The sequence below is a fragment of the Pseudoxanthomonas sacheonensis genome, from assembly GCF_031455975.1.
GTDB lineage: Bacteria > Pseudomonadota > Gammaproteobacteria > Xanthomonadales > Xanthomonadaceae > Pseudoxanthomonas_A > Pseudoxanthomonas_A sacheonensis_A.
The window spans coordinates 336,999-359,596 of record NZ_JAVDTT010000003.1; the positions used below are offsets into that span (position 1 = coordinate 336,999).

The following is a 22,598-nucleotide window of genomic DNA, read 5'->3' on the forward strand; positions in this document are numbered from 1 at the left end:
CCTCTACATGCAACTGAATGCAAATGTCATTGCCGTCGCCATCGTAGCTTCGCTGGCGCTTTCCGCGCCGGCCTTCGCCGCACCCTCCGACCAGTCCCCGGCCGCACTCCGTGCCAAGGGTCTGGCGCAGAACAATGCTGCAGCGCTGCAAACTGCCGACGCCGACAACTTCACGACCAAGGACATCATCGTCGATCGCGATGGCACCGAGCACGTGCGCATGGACCGCAGTTACCGCGGCCTGCAGGTGATCGGCGGCGACGTGGTGGTGCACTCGCGCAACGGCCAGTTCAAGAAGGCCAGCCTGACCCTGAAGACCAAAGACCGTCCTGCCCTAACCCCGGCTATCGATGCCGATCGCGCCGTGGTCGAAGCCGGCGCCGCCTTCAAGGGCCAGATCAACGATATCGGCAGTCAAGGCCTGGTGATCTACGCGCGTGGCGCCAAGCCGGTACTGGCTTATGAAGTCCGCGTGCGCGGCGTCTCCGCCACCCAGGGCGAAGCCGACATGCGTACTTTCGTCGACGCCAACAACGGCAAAGTGCTGGATTCCTGGAACATCATTCACACCGCGGCAGCCACAGGCGTTGGCCAGACCCTGTTCCTGGGCGACGTGTCGATCACCACCGACTCGATCAGCGGCGGCTACCAATTGGTCGACCCCACCCGCGGCGGCGGCAACACCCGCGACGGCGTGGGCAAGACGATCGATCGCGTCTACAACACGGCCAAGGTCATGACCGACGCCGACAACAACTGGGGTAACAACACCGAGTCGCTGGTGGCCAGCGAGGCTACCGATGCCCATTTCGGTGTGGCCGCCACCTGGGATTTCTACAAAAACAATTTCGGCCGCAATGGCATCTACAACGATGGCGTGGGCGTGAAAAGCATCGTCAATGTGACTTTCTCCGGGCAAGGCGGCCCGTCGGGCGGTAATGCGGCTTGGTACGGCGCACCGTACAAGTTCATGGCCTATGGTCTGGGTAACTCCACCTGGTACCCGGTCGTGTCCCTCGATGTCGCGGGTCACGAGATGACCCATGGCGTGACCGAAGCTACCGCCGGCCTGTCCTACTCGGGCGATGCCGGCGGCCTGAACGAATCCGCCTCGGACATCATGGGCACCATGGTGGAGTACTACGCCAACAACGCCGCCGACCCCGGCGACTATCTGATTGGCGAGAAGATCTACCGTAGCAATCCCGACGGCAAAAAAGCGTTGCGCTACATGTTCCGTCCGGGCGATGCCGATGCGGGCAAATCCTACAACTGCTATCCGGCCGCCGGGTTCGCCGGTGTGGATCCGCATTACTCGTCCGGCCCGGGCAACCACTTCTACTACCTGCTCGCCGAAGGTGCGGTTTCCCCCGCCGGCTTCGCCTACACACCCAGCCAATTGGTCTGCAATGGCGACACCGGCGTGACCGGCATCGGCCGCGACGCCGCCCAGAAGATCTGGTACCGCGCATTGACCGTGTACATGACCTCCAGCACGACCTATCCGCAGGCCCGCACGGCGACGTTGAACGCAGCGACCGACCTGTACGGCAGCGGCTCGGCGCAGTACAACGCCGTGGCGCGCGCGTGGAGTGCGGTTTCGGTCAACTGATCCGAACCATCTGTAGACCCACAACGGCCCGTATTCGGGCCGTTGTGTTTTCCCCCGCTTTTCAGTTCACCGGAGGCCGAGATGGGGATACCAGCGGACGGCTCAGGCGCTACGTAGTCGCATGGGCTGCGGCTTGAGATAGGTCAGCGAACGCCACAGCCATTCCATCGGACCGAAGCGGAAGCGCCGCAACCACCAACGGCTCAGCAACACCTGCACGCAAAACAACGCCAACACGAAGGGAATCTGCCAGGCCCGCGGCAGTTGTTCGAAGTAACCCAGTCCGTAGCCGTAAAAGACCAACGTGCAGACCAGCGACTGCATCAGATAATTGGTCAGGGCCATGCGGCCGGCCGGTGCCAGCCAAGCCAGCTTGGCCGCCCACGCCGGCGACTGCATGCCGCGTACCACCCACCCGGCATAACCCAGGCACATCAGCGCGCTGCCCGCCATGCTCAGGCAGAACGCGGTCGAAGCGGTCAGGCTGATTTCGGCGGGATCCTGCGTGGGATGCCGGACGAATGAGGTCAGTACCATCGCCAGACCCACCGGCAAGGCCAGCCAGCGCATGCTGCGGAACAGTCGAGGATGGTTTTCCGGATGCGCGATCGCCCCGGTCTTCACGAACCAGGAACCGAGCAGGAACATGCCGAATACCAACGGCCCGATCATCATCAGGTTCGTCAGCGAAAAGCCGAGATCCTTCGCGCGCTGCAGCGTCGCCTGCAGATAGCTGCCGGCGCCGAACGCCTGGCGCTGCCCTTCCAACATGGCCGCGATCATTTTGTCCTGCTTGCCCATGGTCAGCTCCCAGGCCGCCGCCTGCTCGGGCGTCGACTGCATCAGCGACCCCATCAGACCCAGCAACATCATCAGGCCCAGCGGAGCGAGAAACGAGGCGATGGCCAACCACGGCAGCCAACGCCCGGAAACCTCGCGGAACGCCAGCAGCAGCATCGAGAGCAAGGCATAAGTCACCAGGATGTCGCCGGACCAGATCAGCAGCGCGTGCACCAGGCCTATTCCCAGCAGGGTCAGGCTGCGTCGCCAATAAATACCCGCGAACGGACGGTGCGCGGCCTGCGCTCGCTGCGACATCACCGCAAAACCCATGCCGAACAACAGCGAAAACAGGGTGAAGAATTTGCCCTGCACGAAGATATAGATCAGCGCATCGGCCCAGCGGTCGGCGCCGGTCAAGGCCGGATCCAAACCGGTCGTCGCCGAAATCAACGGGCCGACCATGGCCTCGATGTTCATCAGCACGATGCCCAGCAGCGCGAAGCCGCGCACCACGTCCAAGGTATGGATGCGCTCGGCGACAGGAATCGGATTCATAGCCAGCGAGGGCGGCATCGTGCTCATCTTGCTCCTTGGGCGATACGGGTCGGGACCTTGCTTACAGGACGCCGGATACGAAGACGGCCCGCCTGAGCGAGCCGTCCGTATCGATCCGGAGCCTGCATCGACGGCCGGGATCAGTGGTGGTGACCGCCGTCGCCGTGCACGTGGCCGTGTTCCAGTTCCTCGGCGCTGGCTTCGCGCACTTCCACGATTTCCACGTCGAAATGCAGATCCTTGCCGGCCATCGGATGGTTCAGGTCGACGTCGACCACGCTCATGCCGACCTTCTGGATGGTCACCGCGCGCGGACCGAAGTTGGTCTGCAGCACCACCTGCATGCCGGGCTCGAGCTTCTGCGCGCCGAAATGCTTCTTGGGCACGCGCTGGCTAAGGCCGTCGCGCTTTTCGCCGTAGGCATCGGCGGCGGGTACGTCGACGCTGAAGCTGGCGCCGGCTTCGCGGTCCAGCATGGCCGTTTCCAGGCCCGGGATGATGTTGCCGTGGCCGTACAGGATGGCCAGCGGTTCGCGGTCTTTGGAACTTTCCAGCGATTCCTGGCCCACCTCCGATACGGTGTAGTGGAAACGGACCACGCTGTCTTTTGCGATTTTCATGTTCGGCTCTGGCAGGGCTGCATCGCGTTTGGTTAAGCGATCGCAGACGGGAGCGGCTTGTGGGCCACGGGGGATTGCGGTCAATATTGGCCGCAATGAAGGCCGCGCATTATCCCGGCTTGCCGGGTCCCACGCCAGTTGCCGCGCCTAGCGCGGGTGGTCGCGGCGTGGCCTTCCCTTGCGCGGCGTTGATGCTCCTCGCCTTGCTGCTGACCGGCTGCGGCAAGGAGCAAGTGCGTCCGACCCGGCCGGCTGGGGCGACGCAGCGACATTGGCCGCAGGTAATACCGGCCGACCCCGATGCCGCCAATGCGGTGCTGATGCGGGCCATCGGCCTGGTAGGCACGCCCTACACATACGGCGGAAATACCCCGCAATCGGGCTTCGACTGCAGCGGTCTGGTCGCTTATGTCTACCGAGATATGCTGGACCTGCGCCTGCCGCGCACCTCGCGCGAGCTCGCCGGCATTCAGGGGCCGCGCATCGCCCCGGAAAAGCTGGCCGCCGCCGACCTGGTCTTCTTCGGCAGCAAGGGCAGCGTGAGCCATGTGGGGATTTACGTCGGCGAAGGACGCTTCGTGCATGCCCCCAGCACCGGCGGCACGGTTCGGCTGGACTACCTAGATGGTCCTTACTGGCGCGATCACTACTCCGGCGCCAAACGCGTACTGAATTGAAAATGTGACAGGTATCTCGCTGTATTCACGCGACACTAACGAAATTTGAACCATATGAAGGACTTATGACGGCATGATCGGTCCCTGATCCACTCCACAGATTCCCGCGTGACGACCGACGACCTGCAAAAAGGCCTGCCCGCCGCCCGCCGCCCCCTTCGGGGTGTGACCCTTACTCTCTTCAGCACCGCCGCGCTTTGCCTGGCCAGTATTTCGGCCCAGGCCCAGAACGCGCCCGTCGCAGCCCCGCTCGAGGCTGCCCAGCTCAAGCAGGCGTCCTCCCAGTCCCTAGTAGCCGCTACCGCGGATGCCGTAGTGGCCGATGCGCTGGCCTCGACCGCCGTAACGACCACCGACAAGGTCTCTTCTAACAGCGTCCGCGACAAGGCCGCACAGGCCGCCGCCGCTACCCTGACCGCCCTGTTGCCGCGACTCGCCGCCAGCGACACGATGCCGATGCTGGACCGCTCGGCGATGTTCGCCGGCGACTTAAGCCGCCTGCTGGCCAATTACGATCTCAGCCGCACCGGCGTGCTCACGCAACAGGATTCCGGCGGCAAGGTGCAAACCGTACTCCAGCGCGCGTTGACCCTGCTCGGTACGCCCTACCGCTGGGGCGGCACTTCGCCCGACAGCGGTTTCGACTGCAGCGGGCTGGTCGGTTATGTGTTCCGCACCGCGCTGGGCATCGATCTGCCGCGCGTCTCGCGCGACATGGCCCGCAAGTCCGACGCCGAACTGATCAAGAACCGCGAAGACCTGCAGCAAGGCGACCTGGTGTTCTTCGGCCGCAGGGGCCGCGTCAGCCATGTGGGCATTTACGTCGGCGAAGGCCGTTTCCTGCATTCGCCCAGCACCGGCAAGGACGTGCGCGTGGACAGCCTGATCACCGGTTACTGGAGCGCGAAGTTCATGCAGGCCCGCCGCGTGGCGATGTGAACCGCACTGTCCTACGCCAGCACGATCCGAAGGCCGCCTAATCCGCGGCCTTCTTCGTTGTGGGCTGCTGGTAGTGCGCGATGGTCTGCTCGATGCCTTTGCTCAGTTCCATCACCTTGGTCGCGTACTCGGACATGCGGCGGTCGTCGTCGGTTTCGGGCGTCCATGACGGCACCGGCATGGGCTTGCCTTCCACGCCGTCCAACGCCACGAACACGATGATGCAGTGGGTGCACAGGCGGTTCTCGGCCTGGCTGGAATCCAGTCCGGGATCGCGCGCGCGTACGTCGACGGCGAAATGCATGCTGCTGGTGCCGGTATAGACCAAGGTCGCCGTCACCGTGACCAGATCGCTGATGCGGATGGGCGCGACGAAACGGATGCCGCCCACCGCCACAGTCACGCTGTAGTGGCCGCTCCAGCCCACCGCAGCCGCGTAGCCCACCTGGTCGATCCACTTCATCACCACGCCGCCGTGCACCTTGCCCCCGTAGTTCACGTCCGTGGGTTCGGCCAGGAAACGGAAAGTCAGCTCGCGTTGTTCGCCGCTCATGCATCGATCTCCTCTGTCGGGCAGCAGCTTATCCGGTTGCGGCGCGCAAGGCTTGGCGTCATCCTGCGGACAACGGCCGGCAAGGGGAAGGGCAATGCTGCGCAGCGTATCGGGCGTCATCGCGGGGGTGCTGGTGATGTGGCTGGTGGTGGCCGGCATCGAGTTCGCCAGTCACGTGATCTTTCCGCCGCCTGCCGGACTGGATCCGATGCAACCTGCCGACCTGGAGAAGATACTCGCCGCATCGCCCGCTGCCGCACTGGCCATGGTGGTCGCGGCCTGGACGCTGGGCGCTTTCGCCGGCGGCTGGATCGCCGCGAAAATCGCCAGCCATCCTCGCGTGGCGGCGATCCTGGTGGCATTGGCAGTGATGGGCGGTGTGGCGGGAATGATCGCCATGATGCCCCACCATCCCGTGTGGATGAGCACGTTGGGTCTGCTCTTGCCGATCCCGGCGGCGCTGTTGGCTGCGCGCCTGGCCAGACCACGCATGCCTCCGTTGCTGAAGGCGGCTTGATCGGGGTCGCGCCGCTGGTGCGGAGCGCATCGCAGCCGCCGCCAGGAATGCAGTAATGCAGGCTTCATTGCTGACCAACCTGCTGTTGCCGCTGGCGCTGGGCGTGATCATGCTCGGCCTGGGCATGGGGCTGGGCCTGGACGATTTCCGCCGCGTCGCACGCTATCCGCGGGCGGTGCTGACGGGCCTGATCCTGCAGGTAGTGATATTGCCGGCGGTGGCTTTCGCGCTGACACTGGCGTTCGGCCTGCCGCCGGAACTGGCGGTGGGGCTGATGCTGTTGGCCGCATCGCCGGGCGGCGCCACCGCGAATATCTACAGTCACCTGGCGCGCGGCGATGTAGCGCTGAATATCACCCTGACTGCGATCAACAGCCTGCTGTGCCTGCTGACCCTGCCGGTGATCCTCAACCTGTCGCTGGAATATTTCCTGGGCGCTGGCCAGTACGTGCCGCCGCCCGTGCGCAAGGTGATCGAAGTGGCGGCGATCATCGTGCTGCCGGTGGTCATCGACATGGTGGCGCGCGCACAGGCGCCGCGATTGGCGGCGCGCGTGGAGAAACCCCTGCGGCTGCTGTCGGTGCTGGTGCTGGCCTTGCTGGTGGCGGTCGCAGTGGCGCAGGAACGCGACACCCTGGTCGAGTTCTTCGCGGTGGTGGGGCTGGCATGCCTGTCCTTCAACCTGATCAGCATGGGCGTGGGCTACACAGCGCCCATCGCGCTTAAATTGCCGCAGCGTCAGGCGATTGCCATCGCCATGGAGATCGGAATCCACAACGGCACCCTGGCTATCTTCATAGCGCTCAACGTGCTGGGCAACGCCAGGATTTCGGTGCCGGCGGCCGTCTACAGCCTGCTGATGTTCGCGACCGCGGCGGTGTTCGCGTTGCTGCTGAACCGGCGGGCGCGGGAACCGGCATAGCGACCTGCCGGACCGATGGGTTGCGACTTCGTTTTAGTCGCGCCATGCTTGCGACTCGATCCATAGGAGAACAACGCGATGGTACGCACGGTTTTAGGGACTTTTTCTGGCGCGCTGATCGCCAGCCTGGTGCTGATCGGCAGCTGGTATGGCATCGCGCAGATCTATCCGCTGCCGACGAGTACCGATTTCGCCACCCCCGAGTCTCTGTCGGCCTACGCCGCGGCGACTCCCTCCTCCGCTCAGGCTTGCATTCTCGGTGCCTGGGCGCTGGCTGGACTGCTGGGTGGCTGGACTGCAGCCAGCATCTCGAAAGCTCGTCGTGGCGCCGCTGCGCTGGTGATCGGGGGTTTGCTTACCGCGACCGTGATCGTCTACGCCACGCTCATCCCCAATCAGGAATGGATGACCGTGGTCGGCGTGCTGCTGCCGATTCCGTGCGCGGTCCTGGCCGCGCTAGTGGCGATGCCTCGCAACGAAATCTGAAGGCGCGCTGCGGCGAGGGCCGTTGCTATTGTCTTCAGCGCCTGACGGTGTAATCCATCCCCACCGAAACCGGACCGGTCTCGACGAAGCCGTATTGGGCGTAGAGATACCGCGCGTCGCCATCGGCGAACAGCGAGACATTGGAGGAATCCGGGGCATTGGCGCGCAGCCACGCATCGAGTGCGCCCATGATGCGTTTGCCGAGCCCGCGCCGCTGATATTCGGGCTGCACCGCGATATCGACCACCACGAAGAAACAACCGCCGTCGCCGATGATCCGGCCCATGCCGATGGTGTCGTCGCCCAGCACCAGGCTGACTCCATACAGCGTGTTCGCCAGCCCCCGCACGGCGGCCTCCGCCGATTTCGGCGACAAGCCGGCGACGCTGCGCAGGCGACGGTAATCGTCCACGCCGGGAAACTGTTCCACCAGAGCGATCTCGGCAACCGTGCTCACGAAATCTTCTCCGGTACCTTCAAGTCCTCTTCTTCGATGCCGACGTTGGTCGGCGCCGCTTCGTAGATCGCGCGGTCGAGCATTCCGGTCTCCTTCGCCACCAGCACCGGCACCAGCATCTGTCCGGTGACATTGGTCATGGTGCGCATCATGTCCAGCACCCGGTCGATGGCGTACAGATAGCCGATGGTTTCCAGCGGCAGGCCCGCGGCGCTCAGCACCACCGTGGCCATCACCACCGCCGTGCCCGGCACGCCGGCGGTGCCGAAACTTCCCAGCACCGAAGCGATCATCACGATGAAGTATTGGTCCGCACTCAGCGGGTGGCCGGTGTACTGGGAAATGAACACCGCGCACAAAGCCGGATAGATGGCCCCGCAACCGTCCATCTTGATGCTCGCGCCCAACGGCACGGCGAACGAGGCGTAGTCCTTGTTGACGCCCAGGTTGTGGGTGACGCTGCGGATCGCGGCCGGCATCGCCGCGAAACTGGAAGAGCTGACGAACGCGACCTGCATGCCGGCCGCGGCGCCGCGGAAGAACTTGATCGGATTAAGTCCGTGCGCCAGCAGCAGGCCGCTGTAGACGATGACGATGTGCAAGGCGCAAGCGAGATACAGCGCGCCGACGAAACTCAGCAGCGGAAGCAGCTTCTCGAAACCGTAGGCGCCCACCAGCGCCGCGATCAGGCCGAAGGTGCCGATGGGGGTGACCTCCAGCACGAAGCGGGTAACTTGGATCATCACCTCGCTGGCCTCGCCCGCCAGCTTGCGCGCACCGGCCACGCGTTCGCCCAGCTTCACCATGGCGAAGCCCAGCAGCATGGCGAAGAAGATCACCGGCAGGATCGAGCCCTTGCCGGCGGCCAGCACGGTTTCGCCCGCCGCGTTCTTCACCGCACCGATGCCCGTGAGCGCCTGGAACGGATTGGAAGGCACCACATTCAACAGCACCTGGATCGGGCTGGGGACGTCCTTGGGCACATAGTTGGGATCGACCTGCAGCGTGGTCACACCCACGCCCGGCTGCACCACGATGCCCACCGCAAGACCCACGCCCACCGCCAGCACGGCGGTGATCACGAACCACAGGAAGGTGCGCCCGCCCAGCGCGGCGACCGATTTCTGGCCGTGCAGGCTGGATACCGCATTGATCACCGCGAAGAACACCAGCGGTATCGCGATCATCTTGATCAGGGTGACGTAGAGATCGCCCAGCGGACCGAACCAGGTCTCCGCCGAAGGCCCGAACGCCCAGCCTGCCAGCGCGCCCAGCACGAAGCCGGCAACCACGCGTTGCCAGAACGGGATCTTGAACCAGGCTGCCACTAATTTCATTTCATCGACCCAGCATTGCGTGCACGCACGATAGCCCAGTCGGCAAAGGGACGCGACGGCACGACTGGAATTGCGTCATGTCATCGGCAGGACACTGTACTCGCGGCATAATCCGGGATTGCCCGCAAGGACCCCACGATGCTTCGACCGGCCCCCGCTCTGCTCTGCTCTTCCCTGGTTTTGCTTGCCGCCTGCACCGCAGCGCCCACGCGCCACGACAGGCCGGCGACATACTCGATCGAGGTTCCCGAGGTCGCGCATCCCGCAGCCGAAACTCCCGCCTGGTGGTACCGCAGCGGCGCAGCGCGCGCCGCGGGCAATGGCGCGATGAAGGGACGGGCGAAGAACGTGATCCTGTTCCTGGGCGATGGCATGAGTCTGACCACCGTGGCCGCCGCCCGCATCCTGGAAGGCCAGCGCAAAGGCGGCCCGGGCGAAGAGAACCAGCTGTCTTGGGAAACCTTTCCCAACACCGCATTGAGCAAAACCTACAATACCGATTCGCAGACGCCCGACTCTGCCGGCACCATGACCGCCATCACCACCGGCGTGAAGACGCACATGGGCGCGATCGGCGTTACCGCCGGCTCGCGGGGCGACTGCGCCGACAGTCTGCATAAATCCGCGCTTACCTGGCTAGAACTTGCCGACAGCGCAGGCATGGCCACCGGCATCGTTACCACCACCCGTCTTACCCATGCCACGCCCGCGGCGACGTACGCCCATTCCCCCGAACGCAATTGGGAAAACGACACCGACGTGCCAGCGGAGGCGAAGACGCAGGGTTGCAAAGACATAGCGCAGCAGTTGATGACCTCGCGTTTCGGCAAGGGTCCGACGGTGGCGCTGGGCGGGGGTCGCGGCGAATACACCACGGTCGAAGAACGCGACCCCGAATACGATGACAAGGTCGGCCAGCGCCTGGATGGACGCGATCTGGTCGAGGAATGGCGCCGTGCCCATCCACAGGGCGCCTATGCGTGGAACAAGCGCCAACTCGAAGCGGCCGGCGACGCACCGGCGCTGCTCGGGCTGTTCGAACCCGACCACATGCAGTTCGACCACGACCGCGCCAAGGGTCCCGACGGCGAACCCTCGCTGACGGAGATGACCATCGCAGCAATACGCACGCTATCCCGCAATCCGGACGGTTACGTATTGATGGTGGAAGGCGGGCGCATAGACCATGCCAACCACTATGGGAACGCGTTCCGTGCGCTGGACGAAACCATCGCGCTTTCCGACGCGGTGAGAGCCGCGGCCGCGGCCACATCGCCAGAGGACACCCTGATTCTGGTGACCGCGGACCATTCGCATACGCTCAACTTCGTGGGCTACCCGGTACGCGGCAATCCCATGCTGGGCAAGGTCCGCGGAGTGGGCGGCGAAGACGGCAACCGCGACGATTACGCGCGCGACCTCAATGGTTTGCCGTACACCACGCTCAACTATGCCAACGGCCCGGGCTATGTCGGCGCTAGCAACGCGCAGGAAGCCGGTCCGAAAAAGTTCTTGCACGAACCCAGCAGCTCCGAGGCCGCCGATGGCCGTCCCGATCTGACCAGGGTGAATACCGAGGATCCGGATTACCTGCAAGAAGCGACGACGCCCTTGAGGGCCGAAACCCATGGCGGCGAAGACGTCGGCATCTGGGCGCGCGGCCCCGGCAGCGACGCGGTGCGCGGCACGGTGGAACAGAACACCCTCTACCATTTCATCGTGCAGGCCACGCCCCGCTTGCGCGAGCGTCTGTGCGCGGCGAAGACCTGCGATGCCAACGGCGTGCCGGTGGAGTTGCCTAAGCCCAGCGACTTCCAGAAGAAATAGCGCTGGTCGATGTGTCGTAGGAGCGACGTGAGTCGCGAAGGGCCTCGCCGCATAATCCAACGTACTGGAATGAGCGGCACCACGCTGGGTCGCGTTTTCAGTCGCGACTCACGTCGCTCCTACGGCGATTCCGGCGTCAGAACGGCTTGGCCAGCACCAGGTAGACGATTACCACCAGCAGCAGCACCGGCAATTCGTTGAACCAGCGTAAAGCCTTCGACGACGGTAGCGCACGGCCTTTTTCGACGCCCTTCAACCAGCGGCCCGCGACGATGAAATGCGCCAGCATCAGCCCCACCAGGGTCAGCTTGACGTGCAGCCAGCCGCCGCTGATGTGGAAGTAGAACCACAGCACCAGACCCAGGATCAGCGCCAGTCCGAACATGATGTGGCCGAAGCGATAAAGCTTCTTCCCCATCATCAGCAAACGCGCCTGCACGTCGGGCTGGCCACCGCTCTCGGTGAGGTTCACCAGGATCCGCGGCAGATAGAAAACGCCGCCCATCCAGGCCATGACAAAGACGAGATGCGCGGTCTTGACCCAGAAATACATGTGTTTGGCTCCGATTGGCTGACAATAGGATAGCGGAGCGCGCATCGCGGCATCGAATGCGCCTTGCTCCGGTCGCATATCAACTTCCGATTCCGGCGCCACCAACATGACCAAACAATACGACCAGGCCTACTTCCAGCATTGGTACCGCCGCAGCGACATCGGCGGCCCGCAACGGCTTGCGCGCAAGGTCGCGTTGGCGGTGGCCTGCGCCGAGTACTACCTGGAGCGCCCCATCCGCACGGTGCTGGATATCGGCTGCGGGGAAGGCGCGTGGCGCGCGCCCTTGCTGAAATTGCGGCCGAGACTGCGCTATCTGGGATTCGATAGCAGCGAGTTCGCGGTCTCGAAATACGGCCCGCGACGCAATCTGCACTACGCGCATTTCGGCGATTTCTCCCAGCTGCGTCCCTGCCCGCCGGTCGATCTGCTGGTCTGCGCGGATGTGCTGCACTATCTGCCCGCGCGCGAACTGCAACGCGGCTTGCCCGGACTGGCGGAGCTCTGCGGAGGCGTCGCCTTCCTGGAAACCTTCACCCGCGAAGACGAGTTCGAAGGCGACCACATCGGCTTCCAGCCCCGCGCCGCAGGCTGGTACCGCAAGCAGTTCGGCGCTCATGGCCTGCAATCGGTGGGATCGCATTGCTGGCTGTCTCCGGCCCTCAGAGACGAGGCCGCAGCCCTGGAAAAAGCGGATTAAGCCTACCCCTGCCGGATTGCGGTATGCTGCGGCGCAGCAACCCGCTAACCGCCGGACTCCGTACCCGATGATGCTTTACCAATGGCATGAACTGAGCCGCAACTGGATGGCTCCCTGGATCCACCAGGCCGAAGCCAACGCCAAGCTCTTCTCCGATCCCAACAGCTGGCTGTCCACCCTGCCCGGCGCCGACCGCATCTCCGCCGGCAACGAGCTGGTGCACCGTCTGGGCAAGGACTACGAAAAGCCGCCGTGGAATATCCACCAGGTGGAAGTCAACGGTGCCAAGATTCCGGTGGTGGAACAGGAAATCATCGCCACGCCGTTCTGTCGCCTGCTTCGCTTCAAGCGCTACACCGATGAAGTGAAAAGCATCGCGGCGATGAAGAAGGAACCGGCCGTGCTGGTGGTCGCCCCCCTGTCCGGCCATCACGCGACCCTGCTGCGCGATACCGTGCGCACGCTGCTTCAGGACCACAAGGTCTACGTCACCGAATGGATCGATGCGCGTCTGGTGCCGGCGGAAGAAGGCGAGTTCGGCCTGGACGACTACGTCGCCACGATAGAGGACTTCATCCGCCACATCGGCGCCGACAGCCTGCACGTGATCAGCGTCTGCCAGCCGACCGTGCCGGTGCTGGCTGCGGTGTCGCTGATGGCCGCGCGCGGGGAAGCCACGCCGCGTTCGCTGGTGATGATGGGCGGACCTATCGATGCGCGCCACAGCCCGACCCAGGTCAACGATCTGGCTACGAAGAATCCGCTGTCCTGGTTCAAGAACAACGTCATCCACACGGTGCCTTCTGCGTATCCCGGTCATGGGCGTTCGGTGTATCCCGGCTTCCTGCAGCACGCCGGCTTCATCGCCATGAACCCCAGCCGGCATTTCATGTCGCATTGGGATTTCTACGCCGATCTGGTCAAGGGCGACCTGGAGGATGCCGACTCGCACCGCAGGTTCTACGACGAATACAACGCGGTGCTGGACATGCCGGCCGAGTACTACTTGGACACCATTCGCACGGTATTCCAGGAATTCCTGCTGCCGCGCGGCAAGTGGAAGATCAAGGGCGAATTGGTGAACCCTGCGGCGATCAAGAAGACCGCGCTATTGAGCATCGAAGGCGAACTGGACGATATCTCCGGCTTGGGCCAGACCGCCGCCGCGCACGATCTGTGCACCGGCATTCCGAAAGCTAAGCACCAGCACATCACGGTGAAAGGCGCCGGCCATTACGGCATCTTCAGCGGCCGTCGCTGGCGTGAAGTGGTTTATCCGGACGTGCGAGATTTCATTTCCAAATATGCGGTCTAGCTCGCTCACAGAAGCATCGTTAGAGCAAACAAAAAGCCCCGCCTAACGCGGGGCTTTTTTTGCCGTGCTCGATCGACATCGGCGGCCGACGCTCAGCTGGCGTCGCGGCAACCCTGGATGAAGACCTTATGGTCGGTCGCTATACCCCAGCGGCCGTCCGCGGCTCCGCAACCCGCAGTCCAAGAACCCACCAATGCGCCTTCCTCATCGTAATACATGAACGTGCCTTGCCAGTTTGCCGAAGCATTGAACGAGGCCAGTGCCAACAAGATCAATGATAGGGCCGCTGCGAAGTTCCGTGTGCGACGCATGTGCATTCTCCTTTGAGGGTGCGGACCGTTCCGCACCCCGAAAATAGGCTTGCCTGCGTGGCGTTTTCGTTAACGCGTGACCTTGTAGTTCTTCCCTGTGACACCGGTCACGATCGAAGGTGATTGGACGATATCTCCCGCTTGGACCAGACCGCCGCCGCGCACGATCTGTGTACCGGCATTCCGAAAGCCAAGCACCAGCACATCACGGTGAAAGGCGCGGGCAATATGGCGTCTTACGCGGCATGGCGCTTATCCCCTCTCCCCTTTGCGGGAGAGGGTGGCCGAAGGCCGGGAGAGGGTTCGGCTTTTCGCTTGGAACCCGAAGCCACGCAACGGCAAGCTTCGCTTCGCTCGCCTTCCCCTCTCCTGCCCTTCGGGCATCCTCTCCCACAAGGGGAGAGGAGAAACAATCCTCGCCTACACCACCGGATTGCGCACCAGCAGATGCTTGGCCAGCAAGCCGTGCAGCTTGCCGATACCGCGCGCCAGATGCAGGGTGGCGAACAGCAGCAGGACACCGGCCACGCATATCAGCGGCAACAACCAGGGCGCATTGGCGATCACGTTGTAATTGTCGATAGTGAAGGCATAGTGTTCGCCGGCGAAGAAATACCCCAGCGGCGCGGCGATGAAGCCCAGCGACACGCTCAACAAGGTCACCGCCACCGTGAAATAAGCGGTGCCCAGCGGCAGCATCAACAAGAAGTACAGCATCGCCGTCCAGGTGCGGCCATCGGTGAACATCTCCTTGATGCGCTCCAGCCAACCCTTGCCGCGCTGCGTGTAAAGAGGCCTGCGCGGCATGCGTTCGCCCAGCAAAACTTCCACGATGCGTCCTTCCACCAGCGACAGCACCCGGATCAGACCCAGGAACAGCACCAGCAACGGGATGCCGATGATCAGGATCATCAGCCCGGCCGACAGACTTACGCCGGTCACCACGAAGGTGAAGTAGACGATGCCGGTAGCCAGCGACAGCAACATGTAGAACAGCGCGCCGTAAGTATGCGGGTCGGCGATGACGCCGAAGAACTTGCCGATCGCGGACTTGCGTTTTTGCGGGACCGGTGCGCGCAAGGCGCGATTCACCGTCACCTCGGTGTCGCGATAGATCTCAGCCACTTCTTCCGGCGCGCCGTAACTACCGGCGACCGAAGCGATGACTTCGGCTTCGCTCTTGCCGCTTTGTTCGGCGAGTTCCGAGCGCAGGTATTCCTCCGCGTCGTAGACCGCGTCCTGGATCATGGCCGGATCGGCGCCGCGCAACGCGGCGCGCAATTGCTCCAGGTATTCGGGAATCGTGGTGGGCAGGTTTTGAGCGTTCATTCGAGTATCCCCAACAGGACGGAATCTACGGAGTCGCGGGTGGCGCGCCAGGCGCTTACCCATTCGCGCAGGGTGTGCCGCCCTGCTTCGGTGATGCGGTAGTAACGACGCGGCGGACCGGACATGGAAGGTTCGACGAAGCTGTCCAGCAGCCCCGCTCCTTCCAGGTTGCGCAAGACCGGGTACAGCGCGCTCTGCTTGCCGCTGAGCACGCCTTCCCCCACGCGCTCCAGCTGTTTGGCGATCAGATAACCGTACATAGGCTCCTCCGCTTTCGATAGCACCGCCAGCAGAGCCAGCGACACGGTGCCGGCGCTGAGCTCTTTCTGGAACTTCTTCAGGTGGACGTCGGAATCGTTCATGGCCTCCCCCTTTCGGCGAAGGCCGCTAGGTTGGAGGGAATACTAGTATTGAGTTAGGTATAGCGAATGTGCCATTAGTCACCGGGCGATTGGTCATACGCCCTGAGTCCGGCGAGAATCGGGGCCACCTTCCTTCCGGCCATCCCTATGTCCCTGCGTCCCGCCCTGCTCGCCTGCGCCATCGCCCTGCTTTCGTCGCCGCTGGCGGCTGCGGAACAATCCAAAGGCGAGCCGCCCAAGTACAAGAGCGCGCAGGAAATCATCGACGCCTCGCCCGCCGATGCCTGGCGCACGCTGGATCCCGCCAACACCCTGTATCTCGAATTGGAAACGGGCCGCGTGATCATCGAACTGGCGCCGCAGTTCGCGCCCGAGCATGTGGCCAATATCCGCACGATGGCTCGCGAGCATTTCTGGGATGGGCTGAGCATTTATCGCTCGCAAGACAATTTCGTCGTGCAGTTCGGCGATCCGGACGGAGACGACCCGGCCAAGGCCCGTTCACTGGGAACGGCGAAGAAAAAACTTCCGGCCGAATTCCATCGCGCTTCCGCTGGCCTGAAATTCGACCGCCTACCCGACCCCGACGGCTGGGCGCCGCAGGTCGGATTCGTCGATGGCTTTCCTGTCGGACACGATCCCAAGGCCGGCACGACCTGGCTGGCGCACTGCTATGGAACCTTGGGCGCGGGCCGCAACAACGACGCCGACAGCAGCGTCGGCGCGGAACTCTACGTGGTCGACGGGCAATCGCCGCGCCAACTGGACGACAACATCACCGTGGTGGGCCGTGTGGTCCAGGGTATGGAATTGCTCAGCGTCATTCCGCGCGGACCGGCGCCGATGGGCTTCTACGAGAAGCCCGAGCTGCGCACCACCATCAAGTCGATCAAGCTGGCCAGCGAGCTGCCAGAAGCCGAACGCGTGCCGCTGCAACTGCTGCGCACCGACAGCAAGACCTTCGTGGAAGCCACCGAAGCGCGTCGCAACCGGCGCGACGATTTCTACAAGCGCCCCGCCGGGCATATCGACCTGTGCAATGTGCCGTTGCCGGTGCGCGCGCCGAAGAACTGAGTCGCACATTTGGAGTTCGTCATCCCCGCGAAGGCGGGAACCCAGCGACTTGAATCACGCAAAAGAACAAAGTCACTGGGTCCCCGCCTCCGCGGGGATGACGACTGAGGGTTTTATGCAGTCCGCTTGTGCGCTTCTTCGATGATGCGCTTGTTGAGGATGCGGACCGCGCCCACCATCAACAGGCGCATGTCGTCGACGATGTAATCGGCCAGCTCGGCATCGGAGATGTCGGCGCCTTCAATATCCAGGCGGAACTCCTGGCCTTGCAAGCCGCCGCCATTGCTGAAGTCGATCTCGAAATCGAACACCACGCGTTTCTGTGTATCGGTGGAGTCGCTCATTTCGCAGTCGCACGCTGGCTGACCGCCACGCTGCCCAGAATCAACAGACCCGCCGCGATCATGGTCGGCGTCACCGGCTCGTTGAGGAATAGCCAAGCAAAAGCCGCGCCGAACAGGGGCACCAGATAAGTCACCACGGCCGTGCGGGTCGGGCCGATGCGCTGGATCAGGCGGTAATACATCAGGAAGGCCAGGCCGGTGCAAAGCACGCCCAGTGCGATGGCGCTGAACCACGCCGCTGCCGGAATAGCAGCGGTGGGCCAATGGGTGGCCGCGAACGGCGCCAGCAACAAGGCCGAGCAACTCAAAGTGCTGCCTGCAGCCGCCGCGGGTGGCAGGTGCGCCATGTGCCGGCGCACCAGATTCAGGCCCACGCCGTACAGCAAGGCGGCGGAAGCACCGGCCACCACGGCCCAGCCCACGCTCAGACCGGCTACCTTGCTGGTCGCCAGCAACACCACGCCGGCGAATCCGGCCAGCAGGGCCAGCGCACGGCGCACGCCGATCTTTTCGCCGAAGAACAGGAACGCCACCAATGCCGCGAACAGCACGGTCATGGCATTGCAGATGGCGCCGATCGCCGCCGGCGCACGCTGTGCGGCCCAGGCGAACAGCAGGAAAGGAATCGCCGAATTGATCAAAGCGATCAAGGCCAGCTTCGGCCAGATCCCACGAGTGAAGGCTGCGCGGTCGCGCCAGAGAAACGGCAGCATCACCAGCGCACCCAACGCCAAGCGAATATCGACCAACGCGAACGCGCCAAACGGTTTGGCCGCCACCCGCATAAATAGGAACGAGCCACCCCAGATAGCCCCCAGCACCAACAGTTCCACCGGAGTCCGCCAGTCGCGCGCGGCCACTGCCCCGCTCCCTGCCGCTAACGCCGCACCATTGGCTGCCATTGCACCGCTCCCGATTTTGTCTGTCGCTCATTTTCCCGGAACCGCACAAGCCCACAAGCGCGTACTATCCGGGCCAGTCACAAATCTGGCTTGTGCCTCACGGGTATCCACCATGAATCTCCGCCCCGCCCTGTTGCCCGCCCTCGGCGTCTTCGCCGCCGCCGCCCGCCACCAGAACTTCGCCCACGCCGCCGAGGAACTGCATTTGACCGCCAGCGCCGTCAGCCACCATGTGCGCAAGCTCGAAGCCAGTCTTGGCGTCGTCCTGTTCCAGCGCAATGCGCGGGGCGTGACATTGACCGCCGAGGGCCGCCAGCTCGCCGACGCCGCCACCGCGGCGATGACCGACATCGCCGCCGTCGCCGCCAACCTGCACCACAGCGGCAGCATCACCTCGCTGCGGATTTCCACTCTGCATTCGCTGACCTACTGCTGGCTGTTGCCGCGCCTTCCGCGTTTCTGCGCTGCGCATCCGAATATCCGCGTCAACATCGAAGCCAACATCGCCCTGACCCGTTTCGACGACGACGGTCCCGATCTGGCCATCCGCCATGGCGCTGGGCAATGGGCAGGCCTGACTTCGCATCACCTGATGGACGACGAACTATTCCCCGTGGCCTCGCCCGCGCTGGCAGGCGTCGACAAGATCAGTGAACCGCGCCAGATCGCCACACTACCGCTGGTGAGCGACATGGCCCTGCAAGGCTGGCGCGACTGGTTCCGCGCGGCCGGCGTACGCGGACTCAACCTGCCGCCCATGCACATCTTCAGCGACAGCACCGACGCCATGCGCGCCGCGGTGTACGGCATCGGCGCGGCCTTGGCGCGCAAGCAGATCGTCATGCCCTACCTGCAACGCTACGAATTGATCCGCTTGCCGGGGCCGGCCTTGAAAGCGCGCTTCGCCTACTACGCGGTGTATCCCACCCACCGCCCGCTGAATCCAGCGGCCGCACTCTTCATCGACTGGATGAAGCAGGAAGCGCCGGACGAACGCACCCCGATGCCGGCCATTCCTGCCGAGTTGCTGGGAAGATAAGGCCTGCACGGCCGCTGTAGAGCCGAGCTTGCCCGGCCCTACAGAAGCGAGGGTAATCAGGGAATGATCTTCAGCGCCAACACCGCCGGCGCTTTCAACGCCTTGATCTGAGCGTCGGCGGACTGGTCGGCCTCCAGATAAACACTGGTCAGAAACGCGAGCAGATCGTGTCGGCGCGCCAGCCAGGCGGTGTCGGAATAGGCTTTTTCGCGCTCGCCGATGCGTTCTGGCAAACCCAGGAACCAGGCCGACCAGTCGGAGTCGGCCAGCACGCCGCGCTTGGCGATGTACAGCACCGGCCGGGCCAGCCGGCCCGGTTCGCCGAACACATAGGCGTGCGCGCTTTCCGGCACAGCCTGGGCGGCGATCGCAGTGAGCATGCTCTCCAATTGCGGACGTTCCAACGCGGGATTGAGCGCCAGTTGCATCAACCAGTCGCTGCCGTGCGCCACGCCGTGGCGCCAGCCCTGCGCATTGTCGAAACCGCGGTAGTCCTGCACCGAACGCAGGTAGGCCACCGCGTGGTCCACCATGGCCACGCGTTCGGCTGGCGTCATCCAGGGAGCGATGCGGTCGGTGCGCGCGACTTCGGAGAGCACGAGCGCCGCGAAGGGCCGCGCGAAGCCTTCCGCATCGGGAGCCTGCAACATGGTGTAAAGATCATCGCGCAATCGCACCCGCGTGTCGGCTTCCAATCCATTGCCGCGCAGCCACGCGGTGATCGCCTCGTAGGCGATGCCATCGCGCAGCGTCGGGTCCGGGCTGGACAGGCAACCGAGCAGCCTTATCGCAAGGGTGTTGCGTGTGGCCGCATCATCGACCACGAAATCCTGCTGCTTCAGCAACTGCAGCGAACCGGCATCGGTACCCTCCGGCGGACAGGCGTCTTCGGCCCAGGCCGACAACGGCGACAACAATGCGAAACCGAGCAGCGCGCGCGGCAGCCACCGACCCTGATCGACGCGCCCGGTACTCACAGGCTGGCGCCATCGAATTCGTTCACCTTGAGCGTCTTCAATTCCACGTCCGGCAGGCAGCGCACGTTGACCGCGAGCATCTTCGTGCCGGTCTTGGGATGGTCGGCTTCACCGAACACGGCAACGCCACAGGTCGCGCAGAAACGATGCTGGATGTGGTGCTTGTTGAAGGTGTAGGTGGACAGGTCGGATTCGGGCGTCTTCAGCGTCAACGCCTCGCGCGGGCCGAACCACAGCAATCCGCCGCGGCGCCGGCATAGAGAGCAGTTGCAGTCGGTGACTTCCTGGATATCGCCTTCGACGTCGAAGGCGACTTTGCCGCAATGGCAGCTTCCGAAGTGCTTCATGGATGTCTTCCCCTCGCTGGTGTGGACGCGAGCATAAGCCATAGGCACATGCATCGGCTGGCGGGATTGCCTATGCTTTCGGCCTTCGTGCGATGCCGCACTGCAACGGGAATCCTAGGAATGCGCCACAGCCTGCTCGCCCTCGCCCTGCTCTCCTCCCTCGCCGCCTGCCAGAAAGCCGAAGCGCCCGCCGCCCCGGCAACGACCGAAGCGGCCGCTGTCGCAACCGACACCGCCGAGGCCGACGCGAAGTTCGCCGACCTGTCCAAGCGCGCGTTGGACGGCTGGTTCCAGCTGTCGCCGGTTAGCGCCACCCAGATCGGCGAACACAAATACGACAGCGAGATCGATGACCTGAGTGCGGCCGGAAGACAGAGGGCGCTCGACTTCGGCAAGAAGACCCTGGCCGAACTCGACACGCTCGACGTCAGCAAACTGTCGCGCGAGAACCAGGTGGACGCGGCGATCCTGCGCAACCAATTGCAGTACGACATCTGGGGCAGCGAAACCCTGCAGAGCTGGGCCTGGGATCCGCAGGTGTACAGCGGTCTGACCGGCGGCGCCATCTACAACCTGATGGCGCGCGAGTTCGCTCCGTTGCCCGACCGCATCCGTTCCGCCACCGCTCGCATGGAGAAGATCCCGGCCTTGTTAGCGCAGGCGCGCGAGAACCTGGATCCGGCGCGCGTTCCGAAGATCCATGCCGAAACCGTGGCCAAGCAGAACCAGGGCGTGCTGAGCATCGTCGGGACGTTCATCACTCCGCATTTGAAGGACCTGCCCGAAGCCGATCGTGTGCGCGCCGAGAAGGCCACCGCGACTCTCGAAAAGGCCATCGCCGAGCATCAGCAATGGCTGGATAAGACCCTGGTGCCGAACGCCAAGGGCGACTTCCGCATCGGCCAGAAACTCTATGACCAGAAACTGCAATTCGCGCTGCTGTCCTCATTATCGCGCGCCGACATCAAGCAGCGCGCCGAAGCCGAGCTCAAGCGCGTGCGGGGGGAAATGTACGGCATCGCCCGTACCGTGCTGAAGGACAAGGCCGGCGCGCCGCAGATGCCGGATGCGCCCAGCGACGACCAGCAGCAGAAAGCGATCGAGGCTGCGCTGGAACTGGCCTACGCCGACAAGCCGGCGCGCGACAAGGTGGTGGAAGCCGCCGAGACCGCACTGAAATCGGCCACCGACTTCGTCCGCGAGAAGGATCTGGTCACCCTGCCCGATGCCCCGGTCAAGATCATCCTGATGCCGGAATTCCAGCGCGGCGTCGCCGTGGCTTACTGCGACTCTCCCGGTCCGCTGGACAAAGGCCTGGATACTTTTTATGCGGTGTCGCCGATTCCCGACGAATGGGACGCCAAGCAGGTCGATTCGTTCCTGCGCGAATACAACACCCGCATGATCCACTTGCTCAGCATCCATGAAGGCACGCCGGGCCACTACCTGGAAGGTTGGCATTCGGCCAAATTCCCCTCGACCCTGCGCGGCGTGCTGCGCTCGGGCATGTTCGCCGAGGGCTGGGCGGTGTACACCGAGAAAATGATGACCGACGCCGGTTACATGAATAACGATCCGCTGTTCCACCTGGTGCAGTTGAAGTTCTACCTGCGCGCGATCTCCAACGCGATCCTGGACCAGGGCGTGCATGTGGATAACTGGACCAAGGAACAGGCCATGGACCTGATGGTGCGCCAGACCTTCCAGCAGGAGCGCGAGGCCGATGGAAAATGGAAACGCGTGCAGCTGACCTCGGCGCAGTTGCCCACTTACTTCGTCGGCGTGCAGGAGCACTTCGACACGCGCAAGGCGGTGGAAGCCAAGCTTGGCGACAAGTTCAATCTGAAGGCCTACCACGACCAGATCCTGTCGTATGGCGCGCCGCCGGTGCGCTTCGCGCGCGAGCTGATGCTGGATCAACCGATCCAGTAACGCTTTTCCCTTCTCCCACCGGGAGAAGGTGGCGCGCAGCGACGGATGAGGGCATGAGAATGACGTGCTAGCAAAAGATTGCTAGCACCGATTTTCCATTCCCTCATCCGCCCTTCGGGCACCTTCTC

Annotated in this window: 25 protein-coding genes; 12 read left to right on the forward strand and 13 right to left on the reverse strand. The window is 63.9% G+C overall.

The genetic code is table 11. The features are described from left to right. Positions 1 to 13 precede the first annotated feature (13 nt). The gene (locus tag J2W94_RS13770) at positions 14 to 1,612 is read left to right on the forward strand and encodes a M4 family metallopeptidase (RefSeq protein WP_310094887.1); all 1,599 of its coding nucleotides are present in this window, start codon (positions 14 to 16) and stop codon (positions 1,610 to 1,612) included. Between the two features lie 102 nt (positions 1,613 to 1,714). Here the strand turns inward: J2W94_RS13770 and J2W94_RS13775 are convergent, their stop codons facing one another. Next, entirely contained in the window at positions 1,715 to 2,968 is a 1,254-nt protein-coding gene (locus tag J2W94_RS13775; protein ID WP_310094889.1) for a DUF418 domain-containing protein, read from the reverse strand. A gap of 122 nt (positions 2,969 to 3,090) precedes the next feature. Further along, a complete protein-coding gene (locus J2W94_RS13780) occupies positions 3,091 to 3,570 on the reverse strand; it encodes an FKBP-type peptidyl-prolyl cis-trans isomerase (protein ID WP_310094491.1) in 480 nt (159 codons plus the stop codon). 95 nt (positions 3,571 to 3,665) lie between these two features. Here J2W94_RS13780 and J2W94_RS13785 point away from each other — a divergent pair, with 95 nt between their 5' ends. Continuing rightward, a complete protein-coding gene (locus tag J2W94_RS13785) occupies positions 3,666 to 4,247 on the forward strand; it encodes a C40 family peptidase (RefSeq protein WP_310094493.1) in 582 nt (193 codons plus the stop codon). 108 nt (positions 4,248 to 4,355) lie between these two features. After that, positions 4,356 to 5,186 carry a C40 family peptidase gene (locus J2W94_RS13790; protein WP_430540610.1) on the forward strand — a complete coding sequence of 277 codons (831 nt, stop codon included), beginning with the start codon at positions 4,356 to 4,358 and terminating at the stop codon, positions 5,184 to 5,186. A 37-nt stretch (positions 5,187 to 5,223) separates the two neighbouring features. On the opposite strand, the gene J2W94_RS13795 is transcribed toward J2W94_RS13790, so the two are convergent. Beyond that, entirely contained in the window at positions 5,224 to 5,739 is a 516-nt protein-coding gene (locus tag J2W94_RS13795; RefSeq protein WP_310094495.1) for an acyl-CoA thioesterase, read from the reverse strand. A gap of 94 nt (positions 5,740 to 5,833) precedes the next feature. Between J2W94_RS13795 and J2W94_RS13800 the strand changes: the two genes are divergently transcribed. From J2W94_RS13800 to J2W94_RS13810, 3 genes are all read left to right on the forward strand, one after another. Then, positions 5,834 to 6,256 carry a hypothetical protein gene (locus J2W94_RS13800; protein WP_310094497.1) on the forward strand — a complete coding sequence of 141 codons (423 nt, stop codon included), beginning with the start codon at positions 5,834 to 5,836 and terminating at the stop codon, positions 6,254 to 6,256. Positions 6,257 to 6,311: 55 nt separating this feature from the next. Then, on the forward strand, positions 6,312 to 7,178 hold the full coding sequence (locus J2W94_RS13805; RefSeq protein WP_310094500.1) for a bile acid:sodium symporter family protein: 867 nt from the start codon (positions 6,312 to 6,314) through the stop codon (positions 7,176 to 7,178). A gap of 78 nt (positions 7,179 to 7,256) precedes the next feature. Beyond that, positions 7,257 to 7,664, forward strand: a complete 408-nt coding sequence (locus tag J2W94_RS13810; protein WP_310094502.1) for a hypothetical protein — start codon at positions 7,257 to 7,259, stop codon at positions 7,662 to 7,664. A 34-nt stretch (positions 7,665 to 7,698) separates the two neighbouring features. Here the strand turns inward: J2W94_RS13810 and J2W94_RS13815 are convergent, their stop codons facing one another. Then, positions 7,699 to 8,121, reverse strand: coding sequence for a GNAT family N-acetyltransferase (locus J2W94_RS13815; protein WP_310094504.1), 423 nt, complete (start codon positions 8,119 to 8,121; stop codon positions 7,699 to 7,701). Further along, on the reverse strand, positions 8,118 to 9,458 hold the full coding sequence (locus J2W94_RS13820) for a dicarboxylate/amino acid:cation symporter (protein WP_310094507.1): 1,341 nt from the start codon (positions 9,456 to 9,458) through the stop codon (positions 8,118 to 8,120). Before J2W94_RS13820 ends, J2W94_RS13815 begins: the two co-directional genes overlap by 4 nt. Positions 9,459 to 9,596: 138 nt before the next feature. On the opposite strand from J2W94_RS13820, the gene J2W94_RS13825 reads away from it, so the two are divergent. Beyond that, positions 9,597 to 11,285 carry an alkaline phosphatase gene (locus J2W94_RS13825; protein ID WP_310094508.1) on the forward strand — a complete coding sequence of 563 codons (1,689 nt, stop codon included), beginning with the start codon at positions 9,597 to 9,599 and terminating at the stop codon, positions 11,283 to 11,285. A gap of 136 nt (positions 11,286 to 11,421) precedes the next feature. On the opposite strand, the gene J2W94_RS13830 is transcribed toward J2W94_RS13825, so the two are convergent. Continuing rightward, the gene (locus tag J2W94_RS13830) at positions 11,422 to 11,838 is read right to left on the reverse strand and encodes a CopD family protein (RefSeq protein WP_310094510.1); all 417 of its coding nucleotides are present in this window, start codon (positions 11,836 to 11,838) and stop codon (positions 11,422 to 11,424) included. A 106-nt stretch (positions 11,839 to 11,944) separates the two neighbouring features. On the opposite strand from J2W94_RS13830, the gene J2W94_RS13835 reads away from it, so the two are divergent. Together J2W94_RS13835 and J2W94_RS13840 are read left to right on the forward strand one after the other, a co-directional pair. Then, complete coding sequence (locus J2W94_RS13835; protein WP_310094512.1) at positions 11,945 to 12,538, forward strand: class I SAM-dependent DNA methyltransferase; 594 nt, start codon at positions 11,945 to 11,947, stop codon at positions 12,536 to 12,538. A 70-nt stretch (positions 12,539 to 12,608) separates the two neighbouring features. Next, on the forward strand, positions 12,609 to 13,853 hold the full coding sequence (locus tag J2W94_RS13840) for a polyhydroxyalkanoate depolymerase (RefSeq protein WP_310094892.1): 1,245 nt from the start codon (positions 12,609 to 12,611) through the stop codon (positions 13,851 to 13,853). A gap of 92 nt (positions 13,854 to 13,945) precedes the next feature. On the opposite strand, the gene J2W94_RS13845 is transcribed toward J2W94_RS13840, so the two are convergent. The 3 genes from J2W94_RS13845 to J2W94_RS13855 all read right to left on the reverse strand — a co-directional run bounded on the left by J2W94_RS13845 (position 13,946) and on the right by J2W94_RS13855 (position 15,855). Further along, complete coding sequence (locus J2W94_RS13845) at positions 13,946 to 14,164, reverse strand: DUF6289 family protein (RefSeq protein ID WP_310094514.1); 219 nt, start codon at positions 14,162 to 14,164, stop codon at positions 13,946 to 13,948. Between the two features lie 420 nt (positions 14,165 to 14,584). Then, positions 14,585 to 15,493: a sensor domain-containing protein gene (locus J2W94_RS13850; protein WP_310094516.1), complete on the reverse strand. Its 909-nt coding sequence runs from the start codon at positions 15,491 to 15,493 to the stop codon at positions 14,585 to 14,587. Then, positions 15,490 to 15,855, reverse strand: a complete 366-nt coding sequence (locus tag J2W94_RS13855) for a PadR family transcriptional regulator (RefSeq protein WP_310094518.1) — start codon at positions 15,853 to 15,855, stop codon at positions 15,490 to 15,492. Before J2W94_RS13855 ends, J2W94_RS13850 begins: the two co-directional genes overlap by 4 nt. 147 nt (positions 15,856 to 16,002) lie before the next feature. On the opposite strand from J2W94_RS13855, the gene J2W94_RS13860 reads away from it, so the two are divergent. After that, complete coding sequence (locus J2W94_RS13860) at positions 16,003 to 16,929, forward strand: peptidylprolyl isomerase (RefSeq protein WP_310094520.1); 927 nt, start codon at positions 16,003 to 16,005, stop codon at positions 16,927 to 16,929. A gap of 113 nt (positions 16,930 to 17,042) precedes the next feature. On the opposite strand, the gene J2W94_RS13865 is transcribed toward J2W94_RS13860, so the two are convergent. Together J2W94_RS13865 and J2W94_RS13870 are read right to left on the reverse strand one after the other, a co-directional pair. Beyond that, complete coding sequence (locus J2W94_RS13865) at positions 17,043 to 17,273, reverse strand: cyclase (protein ID WP_310094522.1); 231 nt, start codon at positions 17,271 to 17,273, stop codon at positions 17,043 to 17,045. Beyond that, on the reverse strand, positions 17,270 to 18,175 hold the full coding sequence (locus J2W94_RS13870) for a DMT family transporter (RefSeq protein ID WP_310094524.1): 906 nt from the start codon (positions 18,173 to 18,175) through the stop codon (positions 17,270 to 17,272). Before J2W94_RS13870 ends, J2W94_RS13865 begins: the two co-directional genes overlap by 4 nt. Positions 18,176 to 18,287: 112 nt before the next feature. Here J2W94_RS13870 and J2W94_RS13875 point away from each other — a divergent pair, with 112 nt between their 5' ends. Further along, on the forward strand, positions 18,288 to 19,214 hold the full coding sequence (locus J2W94_RS13875; RefSeq protein WP_310094526.1) for a LysR substrate-binding domain-containing protein: 927 nt from the start codon (positions 18,288 to 18,290) through the stop codon (positions 19,212 to 19,214). Between the two features lie 56 nt (positions 19,215 to 19,270). On the opposite strand, the gene J2W94_RS13880 is transcribed toward J2W94_RS13875, so the two are convergent. Then, positions 19,271 to 20,191: a DUF2785 domain-containing protein gene (locus J2W94_RS13880; RefSeq protein WP_310094528.1), complete on the reverse strand. Its 921-nt coding sequence runs from the start codon at positions 20,189 to 20,191 to the stop codon at positions 19,271 to 19,273. Continuing rightward, on the reverse strand, positions 20,188 to 20,538 hold the full coding sequence (locus J2W94_RS13885; RefSeq protein ID WP_310094530.1) for a GFA family protein: 351 nt from the start codon (positions 20,536 to 20,538) through the stop codon (positions 20,188 to 20,190). The genes J2W94_RS13880 and J2W94_RS13885 overlap by 4 nt, the downstream gene beginning before the upstream one ends. Positions 20,539 to 20,658: 120 nt before the next feature. Between J2W94_RS13885 and J2W94_RS13890 the strand changes: the two genes are divergently transcribed. Continuing rightward, positions 20,659 to 22,470 carry a DUF885 domain-containing protein gene (locus J2W94_RS13890; protein WP_310094532.1) on the forward strand — a complete coding sequence of 604 codons (1,812 nt, stop codon included), beginning with the start codon at positions 20,659 to 20,661 and terminating at the stop codon, positions 22,468 to 22,470. Positions 22,471 to 22,598: the final 128 nt, after the last annotated feature.